The sequence below is a fragment of the Mucilaginibacter boryungensis genome, from assembly GCF_015221995.1.
GTDB lineage: Bacteria > Bacteroidota > Bacteroidia > Sphingobacteriales > Sphingobacteriaceae > Mucilaginibacter > Mucilaginibacter boryungensis.
In genome coordinates, this window is the sequence record NZ_JADFFM010000002.1 from 1089454 (window position 1) to 1108059 (window position 18606).

The window sequence follows — 18606 nt, forward strand, 5'->3', positions numbered from 1 at the left end:
CGATGCCACTGAAGACCCATTCTTTGTTAGATAGCAACCAATCCATATCAGCTTTTTGATCGTAATGTAATAAAAAACCAGGTCTAAGTTATAGTGCCTTTCAAAAATAATTTAGAATTGTTTAAATCGATATCTTGCCAATGTCTTCGGTCATGTCCTCGGTTCTCATTGAACGGGCGTACCTCATGGTCATGGCTATTTCGGTGTGTCCCATGAGCTTCTGAACCTTGAAAACGTTCACATTGGCTTCGCACAACTTGCACGCGAAGGTGTGGCGAAACTGGTGCAGATGGAACCTGACTCCCGACCTGACGATGAGGCTTTTCACCCAATGCTTAAGGCCATGCCGCGTCAGGCCCTCATCCTTTTTGGAGGAAACGATCAGGAGCTCGGTCTTCAGCGACTTTCTCTCTTTGAGGTAGTCCTTTAGGTGGAGTATCAGCGTGGGGTGCATGGTAAGCACCCGCGTCTTTTTTGACTTTGAGGTTTCCGCTCGTATAGTGATCTCGTTCTTGATTAGATCAATGTCCTTCACCTGCAGTGATATGAACTCCCCCTTGCGGATACCGCAAAACAGCAGCAGGCTGACCATTAAGGTATCCCTGCGGATAATGAGCGGACTGGCAGAGCAGCGGACGACTGAGGAATATATCTTGTTGATTTGGCTGTCTTCCAGCCTGCGAAAGTCATCATAGTTTGGACGGGGTGCCTTGATGTGCTTGAGTGGGCTTTCGATCATGTAGTTCCTCTTGCACAGCCACTCAAAAAATACGTTGAGCTTGCTCCACTGCGTTTTTATGGTTGATTTCTTAACCCCCGATCGTATCTGTTTCCCAACCTTTCGTGGTCTAGTTTCAATGCGCCTAAAAAACTCGTTCAACATGTCAGGCGTTAGCGCAGCGATGTCGGTTATTTCAGGCATGACTTTTAGAAAGAGCTGAAAGACCGCCCTATAACCCCTTGTCGTTTCCGGCCTAAGCTTGCGGGCATATTCGCACTCCACTATGAACTCCCTGAATAATTGATGTATGTCTTTCATCCATTACAGTGTGGGGTATTTTAATTCAGATTATCAGGGGGGCACAAATGGCATGGCAAACCAATTAGCCACCCTGTTTTCCGTAGCTGTTTTTTCATAGGATGAATAGCGTATGAATGACCACTCAAAGCCTTTCACCCCCATCGGTACGACCAACTGGCGCAACACTAACAGGCTGTTCGGCATCCTGCTGAACGACCGGCTACAGCACATATATGCCATCGGAAAGACTGGCGTGGGAAAAAGCACGCTCTTGGCGAGCATGGCCATAGACGACATACACAAGGGGCACGGCGTGGCGGTGCTTGATCCGCACGGCGACGTTGCGGAAAGGCTGATGCACATCATTCCTGAACACAGGAAAAGGGACGTTATATATTTCGACGCCACCAACCCCGCTCACCACACAGGTCTTAACCCGCTGCAAAGCGTGGCTTCCGAGCAGCGGCATCTCGTGGCTTCCGAAGTAGTGCAGATGTTCAAGAGGATTTGGGGCGACACGTGGGGGGCGCGGCTGGAGTACATCCTGCGCTTCACTATCCTGACGTTACTCGAATATCCGGCGGCTACGCTGCTAGATATCCAGCCGCTCCTGTTGGACAGGGCGTTTCGGAACCTAGTATTGCACTATACCGACAATACCTACATCCACTCCTTTTGGAGGAACGAATATGACAACTACCCGACCTCGCTTAGAGCGGAGGCCATCATGCCGATACTTAACAAGTCCGGTGTATTCGCTGCAAGCGAGACGTTGCGGGGCATTGTAGGGCAGCAATATGGCATCTCATTGGATGAGATTATGGACAATAAAAGGATTTTGATTTGCAACCTCTCCAAGGGAATCATTGGTGAGGACATCTCGCAACTGCTCGGAAGCCTGCTGACAACAGGTTTGCAAATGGCTTCCATGCGGAGAGCCACAAAAGCTGCACACGAGCGCGTGCCATTTTACATCTTTATAGACGAGGCGCATTCCTTTATCTCTACCTCGTTTGCCACCATGCTATCGGAGGTGCGCAAGTACAAGGTAGGGCTGTTCCTGACGCACCAGTACCTGGAGCAGTTGCCCGAAGACATTAGAAAGTCAATCCTGGGGAATGTGGGAACAATTATCTGCTTTCGCTTGGGGACGGCAGACGCAAAGGTTATGGCGCAGGAGTTTTACCCTGTTTTCAAGACGGATGATTTTATTAACCTGCCGAAACACTGTATGTATTTACATTTGTTGATTGATGGCACAAGAGGCAAGCCGTTTAGTGCTCAAACAGTTATCTGTTAGATTTCACCATATAGGTATGCACTGTTCCATACTTTTCACCTTGAATGATTGTCGCATCAATGTGCAGTATATCAAAAGCAGGACCTAGCTTGCTGGTCCATATCCCGTTTCGCTTCATTCTAGAGGCGTGCGTATAATTTCCATCTTCATCCGCATATAATGCGATTTTTCTAACTCCGTTTTCAAAAGAACCATTTTCACAAATTTCATATCCCTGGCGGAGAAATAGATCTATAAGGGCAAAAATACTTTTATCGTTTCTCGCTCCAAAAGGCCAATCGACTTTTACACCATCTAGCACGAAAGGAATTCTGGGATCAGCCTCCCACCAAGTGTCGGTTGTAAAACCAGTCCATGCGATACAATTGTAGTTTGGATCGCACGGGCTTGTAATGGTAAAAGAGGGGTCATGAAGTAAATCAGGGAAACTATCTATAACGAGCGCCCTGTTCTCAGGTGAATCTAACACGTAATCAGGCTAAGTCTATCAAATCACGATCTGAAATTTTTCTCGTTGACAGGCCCCATTTTACCCAAGCCTTACAAGCTTCATTAATCGTTAGGTTGTTGTTAGAAATCCTCCCCTTAAAAATTAAGTTCATGGCCCAAACTAAGTTGCTTGGCCTGTTGTGGATTTCGTTTAATATAAATGGGACAGCGTTATCCCCCATATTAATAATATTCAAAAAATTTCTATTGTTTATAATCTTGTCAATGTTTGAAATAACAAAAGTCTCTCTTTTCCACGCAGCTAGGTATTTTTTAAATCTGGATTTTAAATACAATGAATCCGTAGTTATCTCTTTAACTTCAATCAAATAATTGAACGTACTTAAATCAATATTTATTAAGTTATTGTTTAACTCATTTTCATTAAATGACAGGTTAGTATTGTGTGCAATACTGCCTGAAGCATTAAGTCCCACCATAAGGGGAATCATCGTAAGTGATTTTGAGAATTTCATTTGTACATTTCTAATACACTATCCTTTACAGAAGAAAAGAAAATTTCGTTTTTTAAAGATCGTAAAATATCGAAATTTTCCCAAATACCATCCAGGGCAATGTTTTGGTTTAGGATTACGTCTATGTCGAATATAAAAGGAAATATTTTGCTATCATTTGATTCTAACGCTTGCGTTACAATTGCTTTAGATTGGTTGTCATATGAGATAGTGTAACGCACAAGATAGTTCTCAACCTCCGGCATCTTAACGCCCTCTGCAATGTTTATTGAAACATTAAATACATCGGCAGGGGTGCTAATGGGAAAGTCTACAACTATTTTATTAATGAATCTAATGGAAACACCTGTGATAGCAATTTTATCAAACAGTATTTTTTCAAAATAAATGTCCCAAACTCGTCGTACCTCCGCAATGAATACCTCCCATCCTGGATAGCTACCATTCCAGTTATAATTAAAATTCTCTTTGGTTACTTTGAAATTCTGCTTTTTATCAAGACTAATATATATATGCTCCTGAACTTTTTCTTCGCTAAAAACAGCATGTGGTTTACCTGTTTTTAACTCCTCAATTTTAAAGTCTCGTGATTTGGTGGTTTGCTGAGTAGGATATCCCTCTGAAAACGATGGATTTATCGTCGTGAAATTTGCAATGTCTAATTTTTCAGGCATAACATACCTGACTTCAAGGACAGCAGTTGACACAGGCGATTTAGGTAAGTGTGGATATTCCACTTTGTTTTTTGCCATTACTCGCACAAAGATATTTTTAACAATTGAATTTGCAAGTGCCTTAATTAGTATTCAATTAAATTATATAATCTATTTTAGTCTATATTTAATGTAAGTAGCCTGCTTACCGCTGTTATGAAAATAAATTTATGTCAGCAAATCTATAGGTCATTGCTTGCACGCTAACATCAAAAACCTTCGCCAGTTCCTCAATAAGTTTCGTCTCAGAGTAATTAGCATACTTTGGATTTCTCGCTTCCTTAATAATAAATGTTTTAGGCATCAGAATTGCAGCAGCAAATGCATTGGCTTCCTGTTCATGTCTAATTTCTGTTTGGGTATACGGTTTCTGACTTCGAAACTTTACGATAAAGTCTTTATCAACGAATAGCTCCTTAGATTTATTTCGTGGGACATGAAGCATATAATGACCGAGCTCATGTCCAATCGTGAACCGCTGCCGTACTGGTGGATGGTCTTGGTTGTATCCTATTGTTCCGGATCCTTCGTCAATAACAAGCACGCCTGAAATTTCATTGCCCAGGTCGTACGCAACAACTTGAACCCCTTGGGATTTAGCAATGCTTTCTATAGGTACAGGGGCATTGGTAATCCCAGCTTGATTGAGCATAGAATCGATCTGACCTTCAATGGTTTTGTAAAACTTGCTTAATAATGCCATATGGTGATTTTCACTTTTTTAGATTTGAGAACGTCCAAAATTCATTTAAAATCTTTGAAACATCTTCTTTGTTATCAATATGTTCTAATCCTTTGGTGATGTTTTTTTCCCGCTTTTGATTGCTTCTGTTTTTAAGTATGACAAACAAAGGGTTAAAAAGTTCAGTTGGATCGATATTTAAGAGTAATAGCAGATCCAAAAGATCGTGTAGCTGAATCTTCTGATTTCCTTGTTCTATATTTACAATGGAAATCCTAGATAGGCCTATATGCCTTGCAATATCGTCTTGGCTCAGCCCCTTTTTCTTCCTGTAAAATCGCAAAAGTGTACCTAATCGCAAGTACACTTTTTCTTCATCGTCTTTTTCTATCACAAGGTAGTATTTTATTGTGCAAATATACAAAAAAATGTAAATAAAAATTACTGTAAGTAACACTTACATTTGCGTGGATAAAAAAAATTAAAATGTAAATATATTTGGTGGATATCGAAAATTGATATATCTTTACAAGGTTTTAGAATGACAGGAATGTAAAAAGGGGAGATAAATAAAAAAGCCAAGTGAAATGTCACTCAGCTCTTAGTTTTTAAATGAGTTAACAGGTTTGGTCCCTGTCATATCATTGGATATTGCACTTCAAAGATAGCTACTCATTTCTTAATTGTCAAGAGGTTGATGATTTTTCTTCAAGAGTAATATTCACCGGGCTATTGTTTACAATTAAATTATAATAAGCCACTATATCTTAACAGCTAGGCAATTGCCTAAACGTATTTCAACAATGAAGCTTGCGAGAGACGCAAACTTGGTTTTATTATTATTTAATACAATATAACATGGAAAATATAAAAGAACCTCACGAGGTTTCACATTTTGCAACATCAGTAAATGACGTTGAACTTTTATTTAATGAGCCTAAAGTTAGTGGTTTACAGCTCATGGAAAAGGCGAATCTAAAACACATCGAATGCCTGGACCTATTTCAACTCTTTGAAGGTGATTTTAAAAAGATTGCCACGGATGAAACAGTTGATTTATCTGCTAAAGGCTTTGAACGTTTTATTACTAAGGATGCCGAGTACAGGAATTATAGTGTAAACAACGACCCGGAAGTTACTGATAAGCGTGAACTTACGTCAGTTGAGATTTTAAAGTTGGCAGGCATTGACCCGGAAGAACATTTCCTAATTTTGGTCAATAAAGATGGTAGCAAAGTAAGTTATGGCCACCAGCCACAGGTTAAAATTAAAATTGAATGCGGGGGTATGCACTTTGTTACGGAGCGTAAAGACTGTGTGCTCGACATTGAGCATTGCTTTAGTTGTGGCGTCATACCAGTTATAGCCTTTAAGTATATCATCAAAATCAATACCACACCATTTACGGTGGGTAAACCGGCCATGACCGGCCGCGAAATTCTGGCCTTGATTAATGAAACGCCCGAAACCTACTATTTAAGGTATAAACATACAGGCGGTTCTAAAATTGTAGAGGCGGACGAGGTGGTAGATTTTACCGCCTGTGGAATCGAACGCTTTAGTGCTAAAGCTAAAAACTGTACGGAGGGTCGCGTTAACAAACGCGACTTCCTTTTACCACAGGAAGATGTAAGCTACTTAGAAGAAAAAGGGCTGGCTTATGAAACGTTGTTAAGTGATGGCGCTCAATGGGTTATTTTACGAGATTATCCGCTACCTGCTGGTTATAGCCAGCGTCATACCGATGTAGCTATACGTATCCCTCAAAACTATCCGATTGCGCCACTAGATATGTTTTATATGTATCCTAATTTAGCAAGGACGGATGGGCAGCCTATTGGGGCATTAAGTCCTTTGGCGATTGAAGATAAGCAATATCAGCAATGGTCAAGGCATAGAACTGCCAATAACCAGTGGGTGCCCGGCGAGGATAATTTAGCTACCCATATCGCTTTAATGAACCATAGTTTAAACGAGGAATTCACAAAGCGATAGTTATGCAGTACCACTTAAAAATGACTGGCGAAAGCCATCGGCAGCTTAGGCAGCACCTCTTCCCTGGCGATGAAAAAGAGGCTATAGCATTTGCGATTTGTGGTCGGCATAGTACAGGTAACCAGAAATGGTTACTTGTACACCGGCTATTATGCATACCGCATGACCAATGCTTAAGAAAAGGAGATTTTATTGAATGGCCAACACATTTGATAGACGATTTGGTTGATGAAGCCGCTTCAAAGGGGATGGGGATATTAAAAATCCACTCTCATCCGAAAGGCTTTACTGGATTTTCTGAACTTGATGATGCCTCTGACCGCATAATCTTCCCGTCCATTTATTCCTTAATGAATGATTCGGAGCCACATTTTAGTGCAATTATGTATGAAGACGAATCTATGATTGCCAGGGTTGTAACGGAAACTAATGAATTTCACAACGTTGATAAAATTACCGTTGTAGGTGACAGCGTTAAATTTATGCGGAGACAAAAAGAAATTGAAAGCCATGCTGCTTCTTTGCGTAACCAGCAAACCTTCGGTGAAGGTACCGTTGCGCTGCTTAAAGAGCTAACGGTGGTCGTTATCGGCTGTTCAGGTACCGGTAGCATTACCATTGAGCAGTTAGCCCGGCTAGGCGTGGGCAAGTTAATTTTAGTTGATCCTGATTTAATTGAATACAAAAATCTCAACCGTATATTAAATTCAAAAGAAGACGATGCAATTAATAAAAGGGCTAAGGTAGATGTTTTAAAGGCCGCTATCACCTCGTTCGGATTCAATACAGAGGTGGAAATTTATCAAACTCTGGTACAGGAAGATCCGAAATTGATAGCGGCGATTATAGCGTCTGACTTTGTTTTTGGTTGCGTTGACTCTATTGAAGGTAGAAGCATAGCAAACTCATTGGCGACTTTTTACCTGTTACCTTATATTGACATGGGGGTAAAATTGGTATCCGACAAAAAGGGTGGCATCGATGAAATATCGGGCTCGGTGCATTACCTGCAACCAGGTAAATCATCACTTCTTTCGCGAGGGGTATATACCATCGAGCAGCTAAGTTCGGAAGAACTGAAAAGAAAAAATCCTACCATGTATGCTGAGCAGCGCAAAAGAGGGTATGTCGTCAATATGGATGTAGATAGCCCAGCTGTAATTTCTATCAATATGCAGGTCTCATCGCTTGCCGTATTGGAGTTTTTAGCAAGGATACACCCTTACCGATATGACCCTAACAAACGGTTTGCCCAAACGGACATTAGCATCAGCGAGTGGGAAATTTGGCATTCGGAAGAGGGCGCACAAGATAAATACCTCGCCAAATTTGTGGGACGCGGTTTAATGCAACCATTTTTAAATTTATCCTCACTCAGTATTTTATGATTGAAAAACTCATAAACTTCTTAAAGATCCAATACTACCGGACCTTTAAGAAGAAGCTGTTCTACGTAAATAAATACGTAGAACAGATACCCGACAATATGCGCCCAGGTTTATTGTATGTAGAAGGCAGCGGCAACGAGCATTGGTTCGCTTCCTTACTATGTCCATGCGGCTGTGGGGAGGAGATTAATATTAATCTTGATGAAAATGAATCTCCCTGCTGGAAATTAAGCGAGGGAAAATTCACAGAAATAAGTCCATCGGTATGTAAAAACACAGGCTGTAAAAGTCACTTTTTTTTAAGAAAAGGCGAAGTAAAATGGTGTGGCACTAATTAAAAGAGGACAATACCGGCTTCTACTATTAGTCTTTGTAGGCAAAATAGCCACCCTTATTAAAACTAAGCGCGTAAAATCAAGGAAACTCTTTGAACATAAAAAGTGTACGCCATGAGCCCACCACAGCACATCGATGTCTACGGCATCGGCACCAGCCGCATCATCGCGCAACGGGAACAGAACCCTTATTCCCTGGAAGAAGGCTTGGGCCGAAGCGGGCCATCCGCAGAACTTCGTCACCAAGCGGCCCTACACCGGCATCAACACCTGGCTTCTCGCACCCCTCGATTACGCACAGAATTACTTCCTCAGTTTCAAGCAATAAAGGAACGGGCGGAAGCGTGAAGAAGGGTGAAGAGACACCTCGCGATCTTCTGGAAACGTGAACCCAAGCCGCAGGAAGAAACCGGCCAGGAGGGAGAGACCAGGCGATACTCTGGTACTATTACGTTTTCAACATCGTCCAATGCGACCAACTGCCCGAAGTGTCGACTGTTCCCAAAACAGCTGGAACAGTTTCCTAGATTTCGGCCTGCGAGGAAATCGTCGAGAGTATGCCGAACTGCCCGCCCATCAGGCATGGCAAGCTGCAGGCGTATTACGATACCCAAAAGGATTACATCGGGCTTCCCAGACAAAAGTTGTTCAGTATCGCGGAAAGCTATTACGCTACGCTGTTCCACGAGCTAATCCACGCCACAGGCCACGAGTCGCGTCTTGCCCAGAAGAAAATTATGGACTTTGGCAAGTACGGTTCAGAGCAATACTGTGTCGAGGAACTGACTGCCGAGATCGGGGCAGCTATCTAAATTCCGTCGCCAACATAATTGGGGAGCAGATTGATAACGGCGTCGCTTACGTAAGTGGGTGGCTTGATCTGCTAAAACAGGATAAGCGACTAATTTTCTATGCCAGTAGCCCAGCGCAGTGAACGATTGACTTTATTCTCAATATACAACCAATCGGAAAAGTGAGAAAAATGAATTAGAGCCCCAGTAATGGGTCTTTTTTATAAAACAATATGTAGGATATAAGTAAGCTAATTAGTACCCTTAAACTTTACTTTTTTAAATTAAATGGTCCTATACAATAAATCGATCGAATTAGTAAACGAGATTTTTTTAGAGCATTATACGGGTAAAAAATACCCTCTAAAGAGGGTATAAATAATTAAATACTTTGATTAAAAAGGTCGCAGTAACCCCTGATTGACATTTCTCCCTCATAAGGAAGGGCGCTAGTGCTACTAATTACAACGGGTGAATAAGAGGAATTTGAAAAGACTTCAGTAAAATCAATATTTGATGCTTTTAGCATCTCTTTTGCTCTTTCAGTTTCATCAAATGATGATCCCCTTAAAAAATCAACTCTAGTTTCATTTTCCATGTGCTATGTTTGTTACAGTTTTTACTATATTATCATATAATTGATCGGGAGTAAGTGTTTTCGGCTCAAAATATGTGGATATCCTTTTGTATTCGTCTAATTTTTCATAATTCTTCAAAAGACCAGTGACAAAGTTTTCCAAAAATTGTTCTTGGATTTGTATCTCTGTGTCATTAAGTGGCCTAATAACTGTAGAAATATCAATAAACATACCATGCTTATCCATTACCTCAGTAAAAAACTCTAAAATTAGATTTTTATTCAATTCAATATTTAAAAGTTTTCCACACTCTTCCTCTGATAATTCTATGAAATTTTTTACACCATTTTTTAATTTTAAGCCGTTGTTAGGTAAGGATAAATAATATCTAATCCGCGCATTGAATTCATTAATATAAAATTTATCAATATCTTCTTGAGGACAATAAATAAAACAAATTATTTCCTTTTGACGAGCAGCTTGTATATGCTTAAAATAATTATATTCTTTTTGAACTCCACCAGCTAAGTTTCCGTTAAAAAGTGGTCTATAGATTATCAAAACCTCGCTTTGTTCTACAAGAGTATAGTCTCTCGTGGTTACTTGTACGCTAATTATACTTGCGAGTATTGAAAACAATTGACTTAAATCTTCCAAATCAAATTCAGATATGTCTTGTGTCCAAAGTTGACTGTCATTTGGGAAGTCGCAAGGTTGATAAAGGATGTGCTGCGGATCTTTATATTTATCTTTCTCCCATCTAACATTTAAAGCAGAAATGTAGTTTAGAGTTTTTTGACCGTTTGAATCGGATTCTTTAGATGAAATCCTGTACTCATCTATTGTTGTAGGCAAAAAAGTAGTAAAACCTATGCTCAAATACTCTGAAATTTCCGCTATTTCTTTTTTAATATTTAAGGCCCGATCATACTCACCAAGTGCCTCCAGCCGTCTAACTTCTGAAATTGGATGCGATAAATATGCTGTTAAAAACGTCCCATTAATTAATGATGTTAACGTGTCAAATGAATGTTTTGTAGCTAATACGATATGACTGCAATTTTTTATTTGTTCAGCCAAAAACCTTGACATCATTGTCTCTTTGGCACGCCAATCAAGTAATCTAATATGTCTGAAAATCACTTCAGTTTTAGTGACTTTCTGCATAAGTGTATATAATCCGCCCTTTTTCGTTAACCTATGATATATTTCATAAATGTCATCAATCAACGTAATAACCTTTTCCGGATTTAAACTCTTAAGCAAATCGATGTCAATTAATGAAATATATTCTTGTGTCTTTACATGAAAGTAACATGCATGTAAATTTATGAAGATTAAAGAATCAGGTGATTCTTTCTTTATTAACTCAATTTTCGTAATGATTCTATTACAAGCCTCTATCCAATATTTCTTGAGAAGGGAATAGGGTTGTTGAAGAATTAGTTGGACCCAAGCCAGATTGTTCTTGGGCTGATGTGGATTATGCTCGAAATATACGTTTACAATTTCGTCTTCTAACTTTAATAATATAGGTTTTTTATTGGGGTATCGGTATTTTCTGTTCTCATTAATAAATCTTGTTAAAACAGAATTACAATCGACACCTGACATTCCCGTAAATAGTACTACCATAATATGATTTAGGTTTATTTGCAATTGGTTGATTTAAAGTTATTTATATTTATCTCAATAAGCAAATAAATTTTACAATAACAGGAAAAAAAGCATTCCTCGCCGTCTCATTTAACAAAAAGTAACGCCAGGTGTCATCTTTGTACCGTCAGCCTTTCAGGCACACGATACAAAGATCAGCTTTCCGCTGCCGCGGGCTGACCTGTCATTCTTTTTGCCCACTTTCGGCGGCTCCTCATACAAGCTTTCTCCGCCCCTTAACAGCTTCACTGCCGTTCAGCAGTACGGTTCGGGCGCTTGTCGTGTTTGGCTCGCCTGCGGGTCGCAAAGGGCTGCGCAGGAGTCCGCGCTGAATTGCCCTTCGCAGTGCGGTCGTATTCAACACCGGGCCACCTGCTTGTGTAAGACATTCTCTCCAGCCGCTGCGCTTTCCCTGTAGAGACCCTTTGCTCCGCTCGCAGGCCAACTTCGCGATGCTTCGTTGCCTTTACGGCTCGCAGAATACGGTGCGCCTTGCGCAGCCGTAGTTGCCCGCTGCCCGCAAAACTCTTACCTCCTTTCGCAGGCAGCGAGCAATCTATTTTCCTTCTGCAGAATTTTTAATAAAAGACCCATCACTGGGTCTCTACGGTTTCTAACACATTACCGGCCCCTTGCGGCTGGAATTCATATTCAGGATGTAGTCTGCAGCCCGCTGCGCAAGTCCGCTTGCCAGGATGACAAAGCGTTTATCATTCCGCAGCTTTTTTAGCCAGCCATTGATGTACGCCACACTGTTCTCAAGTTCTTCGTTGATGATGCCTGCCACGGAACTCAAGTAGCAAGCGCCGATTTCTGCCACCAATTCCTCAAGGCTGTAAGGGTCGGAGCCGTATTCGGCGGGTTCCATAATGCCTTTTCTGGCCAGACGGCTTGCGTGGCCGGTGCTGTGCATCAATTCGTGGAACAGGGTGCCGTAGTAGGCCTCGGAACTTACAAACGTTCCGGGCTTTGGCATGTTGATGCAGTCCTTGACGGGATCGTAGTACGGCTGCTGCTTCGTGTGCTTTACGGCAGGGCAAAGGGGCATGCGCGCGATGATTTCCTCACAGGCGCTTATTTGCGAAAAATCGTGCGGAGAAAATGGCGTAGCTGGCACTTCAGGGAGGCCGTCGCATTGGGCGATGTTGAATACGTAATAGTAGCGCAGCACAGGTTTTGGCTTTCGCTCTTGCGGATTGTCGTCGTTATGGGTTTCAACGTACTTCCAAAAAATGACGACGTGTCCTTTTTCTCCTTTCTTTACGCTCCCGCCAAGATCCTTGAGTTGGTTCCAGGTCAGGAAATAGTTTTGTGAGTAGCCAGCCGCTGCCAGCATCCAGGTGTTGATGCCCGTATAGTTGCGTTTGGTAACCAGGTTTTGCGGATGACCGCTTTCGACCCAGGACTTTTGCCAGGGCACGATGTGTTTTTCGAGTTGCGCAATAATGCTGTCGGTGACGATCCGGTAGACGTCGATGTGGGGTTGTGTTTCCATTTTTCGTACAATTAAGGTTAAAAGAATTTTCTTAATTGTACGCACGGGCAGGGAACTGCATAAGGGGGGAAGATTTGGCGCAAACGACAAATGCCAGCGAGAGGCTGGCATTGTTCGTCGTTACTTGGACTTTTTCTGCATTGCCTTAGCCGCCTTCTTGCTTGTTTTGTAGCGCATGTCGGGTGTGCCGTCCTTTTTCAGGTGCTTGTTCTCGTTGTAGCGCTTGTCCGGCGTGCCATCCTTCTTCAGGTGCTGCGTGGTGGCAGGCTTTTGCTGGAAGGTAGAGGCCTGGACCGGGGCGATCGATGCAAACCCCAGCATCAGCAGGGTCAGCATGGTAAACACTTTTTTCATCATGGTTCGTAAGGGATTTTGTTTACATAAATGTACGGAAACTTCCGTTGCTCATAAATTTTTTTCTTGCTTGCCTGCAAGTGCCTTGCCTCGCAGCCTTTGCGATCCAATCCTGCGCTATGGCTGTTTTTCCTCAAGCTTAGCCATTAGTGCTTCGTGGCGCTGCAGCATGGCGTTCTGCTGCATCAGCAGGCCGTGCTGCTCTTCCAGCATTTCCATGTGCCTGGCCTGCTGACGGCTGATCTTTTTCGCACCGAAAAACCAGCGCGCCGCGCCGCGCAGGAACACGACAACGATGATAATGCTCCAAATGGGGTGGCTAAACATGAACTCAAGAAAGCTAAATTCTCCGTATAGGAGGACGAAAAGAGGTGTCATAAGGATAACGGTTTTAGGTGAACAATACATTAAAGGTAGGAACCCTAATCCTAATTTGCAAGGAATTTGGATTTTTCATTTCTTGTAAGTAGCTTTATATCAACCGTTAACCAAAAACCTATTTCACATGGCAACAATAGCCCTCAACCACACCTACCGGCACTTCGCCGACCTGCAGCTTTCGACAAAGGAGTTTTACGACAGGCTGGAGCAGACGATCAAGTCGTACCAGTACCCCGACATCAACTTTTACCGCAGGGACATCTCGACCTACGGCTTCTTCAGCGTGAAGCGCGAATACCTGCTTATCGAGCGCAACCAGTACCTGTTTTACGTCTGCGCCGCGCCCTATGGCAGGAGCTTCTTCATATCCTGGTGGTTCCAGTACGAGCGCAGCTCCTTTCTCGACTGGGTGTACCAGAGCCCGCTGATGAGCGCGCTGTTCGAGGACAAGGCAACCACCATGTTCAGCAAGGACACGCAGCTCATGTTCCAGAACGCCATCAACAGCATCATCACCGAAGTAACCGCGACGGTCCAGGCAACGCATGGAGCGCGCATGGCCGCGCCGCTGGCCCAGCAGCAACTGTCATAACTTGAGCGCCAGGAAACTTACGCAGCAGTTCTACCAGTGGGAGCAGCGCGGCAGGGGCTGGCACCTGTTCGGCGAGCCGGTGCAGCTTGAGCCCGTGTTCGAGCCGTTCTTCGGTCACTACGCCGAGAGCGAAATTATCGACGACGGCGTAAGGCTCAGCTGGTGGCACAAGGTGCTGCCGGGACAGCACGCCACTACCGAAACTTCTATAGACCCCAGTCCGCCCGTGGTGGAAGCTTACAGCTGTCCAAGCGATGGGGAAAGCGTGGTGTATACGGTTGCCCTGTCCAAGCAATACGCCGCCAGTCCCGCGGGCGCGGAGCAGCTGCTCACGATGCTCGCGCTCAGCCAAAAGCCCGTAAGCTTCGAGCTTGTGGCCACTCACCAGCGCGCGGTACTGCAATTCGCCTGCCAGGCGGATAACGAATACTGGCTGACAACGCAGCTGAGGGCATACTTGCCCGACTGCACTGTCATCAAGTCCGGCGAGGACGCGCTTGTGGCGCTATTGGAAGAGCCAGGTCCGGCGAGCATAACCGACTTCGGCATTGCGGAAGAGTTCATGCGTCCGATAGGAACCTACGACGGCAAGGGATACGACCCCTACGCCGCGCTCTTCGGAATGATTGAGCACCTTGGCGAGGCCGAGGCGGTGGCCTTACAGGTGCTGTTCTGCGGGACGTGCAACGCCTGGGCCGAGAGCATCTTGAAATCGGTAAGCGACAGCGAGGGCGGCTCGTTTTTCTACGACGCGCCTGAAATGCCAGCCCTCGCCAGGGAAAAAAGTGCGCGTCCGCTGGCCGCGGCGGCGATCCGCCTCATTACCTGCGCGGATACCGAAGGCCATGCCGCGACACTCATGCGCCACGCAACAATGGCGGTACAGCAATCCTCGCGCTCCCCGTATAATTCGCTCTCGCCGCTAGGGCACGAGGAATACGATTTCGAAACCCGGATGCAGGACATCGCCGCGCGCAGGTCGCACCGCTTAGGCATGCTGCTCAACGTGCGGGAACTGGCAACCTTCGCGCATATTCCCAGCTCGTGGCTCTCAAGGAAATTGCTCGCAAGCAGCCGCGCCACCAAGCGCGCCCCCGGCCACCTGCGCGACTCCTCGTACATGCTCGGCATCAACGAGCATCATGGCGAAACGGCGGCGGTCGGAATCGACGTGGAGCAAAGGTGCAGGCACATGCACATTTTGGGAGCCAGTGGTACCGGCAAGTCAACGCTGCTGCACTCGCTGATATTTCAGGACATGCAGGAAGGCATGGGCTGCTGCGTCTTGGATCCGCATGGCGACCTGATAGAAAGCGTGCTCAAGTCGGTGCCGGACGAGCGGATCGGCGACGTGGTGCTGATAGACCCTTCCGACGCCGAACACCCCGTAGGGTTCAACATACTTTCGGCAAACAGCGATCTGGAGCGGGAACTCCTCGCGAGCGACCTCGTTGCGCTGTTCAGGCGCTTCAGCACGTCATGGGGCGACAACCTGCACTCGGTGCTAGCCAACGCGATCATGGCGTTCCTGTACAATTCAAAGCCGGGGCACCTCGGCGACCTGCGCAAGTTCCTCATCGAAAAGGCATATCGCGAAACCGTGCTTTCGACGTGCACAGACGAGGAGCTGCGATACTATTGGCGCGTGGAGTACCCGCTGCTTAAAACTTCTTCGATAGGCTCCATACTTACCCGCCTCGACAGCTTCCTCCGGCCGCGCGTCATCCGCAACATGGTCTGCCAGCACAGGGGACTGGACTTCGGCGCGCTGATGGACGGCCGCAAGATCATTCTCGTCAAGCTCCCGCAGGGCCTGATGGGCGAGGAAAACAGCTACCTGCTCGGCGCGTGTATCGTCGCCAAGCTACAGCAGTGCGCGATGGCGCGGCAGCAGCAGACGGCAAGCGAACGCGTGCCGTTCTTCTGCTACATTGACGAGTTCCACCACTTCGTGACGCAAAGCATGGCCAGCATGCTGACGGGCACGCGCAAATATGCCTTCGGCCTGGTGCTCGCGAACCAGAACATGGAGCAGCTGCGACGGTTCGATGATGCGGTGGTTAGTTCCGTGTTGGGGTTGGGCACCCGAATCTGCTTCCGGCTTACCGATACCGACGCGAGGCGCATGCAGGAAGGGTTCAGCGGCTTCGTCGCCGAAGACCTGCAAAATTTGGGCGTCGGGGAAGCCATAGCCAGGGTAAACACTGCCGACTCGGACTTCAGCTTGACCGTTGTACCAATGGAATACGATTTTTGCAACACGGAAAGCATCGTTTCCCTTTCGCGCGGCAAATACGGCGTACCCGTTGCGCCGGTGTCCTACACGGCACCGGAAGAAACCGTCACCGAGTCGCGAGTATCAGAACCATTACCGTCCTTGCCACCACAACAAAAAGAACGGGACGAACTGGCTAGTTCGGAACATGAGGGAGAAGCAACTGATGCAGCCCGACATCTTACTGGACAACGCGAGCTGCAGGAGCACAGGTACCTACAAAATGCCATCAAGGCAATGGCCGAGCAGCACGGTTACCGGGCGAGCATCGAAGTGCCCACTGTTGACGGTAAGGGACTTGTCGACGTCGTGCTTGAAAAAGGCGGCGAGCGCATCGCCGTGGAAGTTTCCGTCACCACGACCGCGGAATGGGAAATTCACAATATCCAAAAGTGCCTGCGGGAGGGCTTTTCCAAGGTGGTTGTATGCTCGAATAGCCTAAGCAAGCTTCAGGCCATCAGGCGGAAAATGCAGGAAAGCGTCAGCGCAGGAATATCTACGCACATTTCCATTATCACGGAGGACGAGCTACAATCCTTGTTTACGCCCTTACCAGAGCCGCAGGAAAATACCAGCCTGATGAAAGGCTATCGCGTGAAGATAACCTATGATGACAAGGCAAACGACCCTGCCAAAAGAGAAATTATCAAGAGGATCATCCGGGGAAGGCGGGCTTAATGTTACTGTTCGTCCTCCAACAACTTTGAAGGCGATGTTTGGAGAGCTGCGGCTATTGCGAATACTACTGAAATGCTGGTATTGAGTAGTCCGCGTTCAATACGGCTCACCTGGCTGTATTCTATTCCAGCGGCGTTAGCAAGCCCTTCCTGCGTCATGTTCTTTATTAATCGATGCCTTCTTACGTTTTTTGCAAGTATGGATATTGCGATATTGTCTCTAAGCTGCGCCACATCCCAAAGCTTAGGTTATTTTTTATTTTGAATTAAGGCAAATTTGCCTTATTATTGTTTTCAGTTTATTTTTTCTCTTTAAAACCTAAAATGACATTCAATGAAAAGTACAGCCAGACACCTGTTAATCGCCACATTTACCGCGGTATTGTTTTTAAGCTCCTGCAAGAAGGACAGTACGAGTTCAAAGACAAAGTTGCTCACCTCCGGCACATGGACGCTCCGCACGATGGAACTACAAAAAAAGGATGGTACCTGGGAGGTGCAGTCCAACGCCACTATCTATAGCCTGACTTTCAAGGATGATCACACCGTAACAGCAGTTACCGGCACACAGGTATCGGTAAAGTCCTGGAGCATGAACGACGACTTTACGCAGCTCAACATTATCGGCACATCAAGTAGCGGTACCGCCGCTACCGTTAACGAGCTTTCCTCTTCCACGTTACAGATTTCGCAACCGTTCGTGCTAAACGGTTACACCAACGAGCGCGACACATTCAGCCACTAATCCATTCCATACAAACTAAGCTCATGAGAAAGACTCCCCATACAATTCGCGCGCTGCTTATTGCGCTCGGAACGCTGACCGCCTTGCTCTCCGGCTGCTCGAAAAGAAACGTCGCAGCAGAGACACTAACCCCTTCAACCCTAATGGTAGGTAACTGGAATGTAACCTACGAGGTAGACTACGGCGGCAACTCGCCCACTTCTGTCACGCTCAGCGACTGTCAAAAAAGTGCCGTCTTAGCGTTTGGACAAGGAGGCGACTTTGCGCTGAGTACCAATTCTTGCGCACCTCCGCCCAAGACAATTATCGGCGGATCGTGGACAATGGACTCAAGTTCTCAACTAACTGTAAAGGACGGCACCGGTAACGTCGCTTTTCAAGGCACGGTTGCTTTCAGTAATGGCAACAATATTTGCACGCTAAATGAGATTAAATTTGAGGGATATGTGCTGACTTTCACAAGGAAATAGTTGTGCTGGTGAAGAAATGGCATTATTGAAATCATTTATAGGTTATGTGCAAGTGTTTGGTTTACGTTTCTTTGGTCTAATTGTGGGATGTTTCTTAATGAGATTGATTTTTTAGATTTATTTGCAAGTGTGGAAGCCCCCTCTAAACGAACATGAAATCATTTAGACCGATTACGTTTAATACATACAATTT

The 18606-nt window shown here is 45.2% G+C and carries 22 protein-coding genes; 10 read left to right on the forward strand and 12 right to left on the reverse strand.

The window, feature by feature from the left end:
• Nucleotides 1-121: 121 nt before the first annotated feature.
• Nucleotides 122-1039, reverse strand: coding sequence for a tyrosine-type recombinase/integrase (locus IRJ18_RS17715; protein WP_194107628.1), 918 nt, complete (start codon nt 1037-1039; stop codon nt 122-124).
• A gap of 112 nt (nt 1040-1151) precedes the next feature.
• On the opposite strand from IRJ18_RS17715, the gene IRJ18_RS17720 reads away from it, so the two are divergent.
• Nucleotides 1152-2321, forward strand: a complete 1170-nt coding sequence (locus tag IRJ18_RS17720; protein WP_194107629.1) for a type IV secretory system conjugative DNA transfer family protein — start codon at nt 1152-1154, stop codon at nt 2319-2321.
• Here IRJ18_RS17720 and IRJ18_RS17725 read toward each other — a convergent pair.
• From IRJ18_RS17725 to IRJ18_RS17745, 5 genes are all read right to left on the reverse strand, one after another.
• The gene (locus tag IRJ18_RS17725) at nt 2311-2790 is read right to left on the reverse strand and encodes a DUF7689 domain-containing protein (RefSeq protein ID WP_194107630.1); all 480 of its coding nucleotides are present in this window, start codon (nt 2788-2790) and stop codon (nt 2311-2313) included. The two genes, IRJ18_RS17720 and IRJ18_RS17725, sit on opposite strands and share 11 nt — an antisense overlap.
• Nucleotides 2791-2794: 4 nt before the next feature.
• A complete protein-coding gene (locus IRJ18_RS17730) occupies nt 2795-3286 on the reverse strand; it encodes a hypothetical protein (protein ID WP_194107631.1) in 492 nt (163 codons plus the stop codon).
• Entirely contained in the window at nt 3283-4038 is a 756-nt protein-coding gene (locus tag IRJ18_RS17735) for a TIGR04255 family protein (protein ID WP_194107632.1), read from the reverse strand. The genes IRJ18_RS17730 and IRJ18_RS17735 overlap by 4 nt, the downstream gene beginning before the upstream one ends.
• A gap of 115 nt (nt 4039-4153) precedes the next feature.
• On the reverse strand, nt 4154-4702 hold the full coding sequence (locus tag IRJ18_RS17740; protein WP_194107633.1) for an ImmA/IrrE family metallo-endopeptidase: 549 nt from the start codon (nt 4700-4702) through the stop codon (nt 4154-4156).
• A 10-nt stretch (nt 4703-4712) separates the two neighbouring features.
• Nucleotides 4713-5075: a helix-turn-helix domain-containing protein gene (locus IRJ18_RS17745; protein ID WP_194107634.1), complete on the reverse strand. Its 363-nt coding sequence runs from the start codon at nt 5073-5075 to the stop codon at nt 4713-4715.
• A gap of 464 nt (nt 5076-5539) precedes the next feature.
• Between IRJ18_RS17745 and IRJ18_RS17750 the strand changes: the two genes are divergently transcribed.
• The 5 genes from IRJ18_RS17750 to IRJ18_RS17770 all read left to right on the forward strand — a co-directional run bounded on the left by IRJ18_RS17750 (nt 5540) and on the right by IRJ18_RS17770 (nt 9211).
• The gene (locus IRJ18_RS17750) at nt 5540-6676 is read left to right on the forward strand and encodes a multiubiquitin domain-containing protein (protein ID WP_194107635.1); all 1137 of its coding nucleotides are present in this window, start codon (nt 5540-5542) and stop codon (nt 6674-6676) included.
• Nucleotides 6677-6678: 2 nt separating this feature from the next.
• Nucleotides 6679-8064: a ThiF family adenylyltransferase gene (locus tag IRJ18_RS17755; RefSeq protein ID WP_194107636.1), complete on the forward strand. Its 1386-nt coding sequence runs from the start codon at nt 6679-6681 to the stop codon at nt 8062-8064.
• Entirely contained in the window at nt 8061-8402 is a 342-nt protein-coding gene (locus tag IRJ18_RS17760) for a DUF6527 family protein (protein ID WP_194107637.1), read from the forward strand. The genes IRJ18_RS17755 and IRJ18_RS17760 overlap by 4 nt, the downstream gene beginning before the upstream one ends.
• A 133-nt stretch (nt 8403-8535) precedes the next feature.
• Nucleotides 8536-8727: an ArdC-like ssDNA-binding domain-containing protein gene (locus tag IRJ18_RS17765; protein ID WP_194107638.1), complete on the forward strand. Its 192-nt coding sequence runs from the start codon at nt 8536-8538 to the stop codon at nt 8725-8727.
• 229 nt (nt 8728-8956) lie between these two features.
• Nucleotides 8957-9211, forward strand: a complete 255-nt coding sequence (locus IRJ18_RS17770) for a zincin-like metallopeptidase domain-containing protein (RefSeq protein ID WP_194107639.1) — start codon at nt 8957-8959, stop codon at nt 9209-9211.
• Nucleotides 9212-9572: 361 nt separating this feature from the next.
• On the opposite strand, the gene IRJ18_RS17775 is transcribed toward IRJ18_RS17770, so the two are convergent.
• The 5 genes from IRJ18_RS17775 to IRJ18_RS17795 form a co-directional block, all read right to left on the reverse strand.
• Nucleotides 9573-9788 carry a hypothetical protein gene (locus IRJ18_RS17775; protein ID WP_194107640.1) on the reverse strand — a complete coding sequence of 72 codons (216 nt, stop codon included), beginning with the start codon at nt 9786-9788 and terminating at the stop codon, nt 9573-9575.
• Nucleotides 9778-11403 (reverse strand): hypothetical protein, encoded by a 1626-nt coding sequence (locus IRJ18_RS17780; protein WP_194107641.1) that lies wholly within the window; start codon nt 11401-11403, stop codon nt 9778-9780. The genes IRJ18_RS17775 and IRJ18_RS17780 overlap by 11 nt, the downstream gene beginning before the upstream one ends.
• Nucleotides 11404-12037: 634 nt before the next feature.
• The gene (locus IRJ18_RS17785; RefSeq protein ID WP_194107642.1) at nt 12038-12919 is read right to left on the reverse strand and encodes an ArdC family protein; all 882 of its coding nucleotides are present in this window, start codon (nt 12917-12919) and stop codon (nt 12038-12040) included.
• 120 nt (nt 12920-13039) lie between these two features.
• Nucleotides 13040-13276, reverse strand: a complete 237-nt coding sequence (locus IRJ18_RS17790; RefSeq protein ID WP_228072934.1) for a hypothetical protein — start codon at nt 13274-13276, stop codon at nt 13040-13042.
• A gap of 114 nt (nt 13277-13390) precedes the next feature.
• Nucleotides 13391-13651: a hypothetical protein gene (locus IRJ18_RS17795; RefSeq protein ID WP_194107643.1), complete on the reverse strand. Its 261-nt coding sequence runs from the start codon at nt 13649-13651 to the stop codon at nt 13391-13393.
• A 127-nt stretch (nt 13652-13778) separates the two neighbouring features.
• Between IRJ18_RS17795 and IRJ18_RS17800 the strand changes: the two genes are divergently transcribed.
• Both IRJ18_RS17800 and IRJ18_RS17805 read left to right on the forward strand, forming a co-directional pair.
• Nucleotides 13779-14246, forward strand: a complete 468-nt coding sequence (locus IRJ18_RS17800) for a hypothetical protein (protein WP_194107644.1) — start codon at nt 13779-13781, stop codon at nt 14244-14246.
• A gap of 1 nt (nt 14247) precedes the next feature.
• Nucleotides 14248-17199, forward strand: coding sequence for a type IV secretory system conjugative DNA transfer family protein (locus tag IRJ18_RS17805; protein WP_194107645.1), 2952 nt, complete (start codon nt 14248-14250; stop codon nt 17197-17199).
• A gap of 2 nt (nt 17200-17201) precedes the next feature.
• Here the strand turns inward: IRJ18_RS17805 and IRJ18_RS17810 are convergent, their stop codons facing one another.
• On the reverse strand, nt 17202-17432 hold the full coding sequence (locus tag IRJ18_RS17810; protein WP_317174101.1) for a helix-turn-helix domain-containing protein: 231 nt from the start codon (nt 17430-17432) through the stop codon (nt 17202-17204).
• A 229-nt stretch (nt 17433-17661) separates the two neighbouring features.
• Here IRJ18_RS17810 and IRJ18_RS17815 point away from each other — a divergent pair, with 229 nt between their 5' ends.
• Both IRJ18_RS17815 and IRJ18_RS17820 read left to right on the forward strand, forming a co-directional pair.
• Complete coding sequence (locus IRJ18_RS17815; RefSeq protein WP_194107647.1) at nt 17662-17943, forward strand: hypothetical protein; 282 nt, start codon at nt 17662-17664, stop codon at nt 17941-17943.
• A gap of 23 nt (nt 17944-17966) precedes the next feature.
• A complete protein-coding gene (locus IRJ18_RS17820; RefSeq protein WP_194107648.1) occupies nt 17967-18413 on the forward strand; it encodes a hypothetical protein in 447 nt (148 codons plus the stop codon).
• Nucleotides 18414-18606 lie beyond the last annotated feature (193 nt).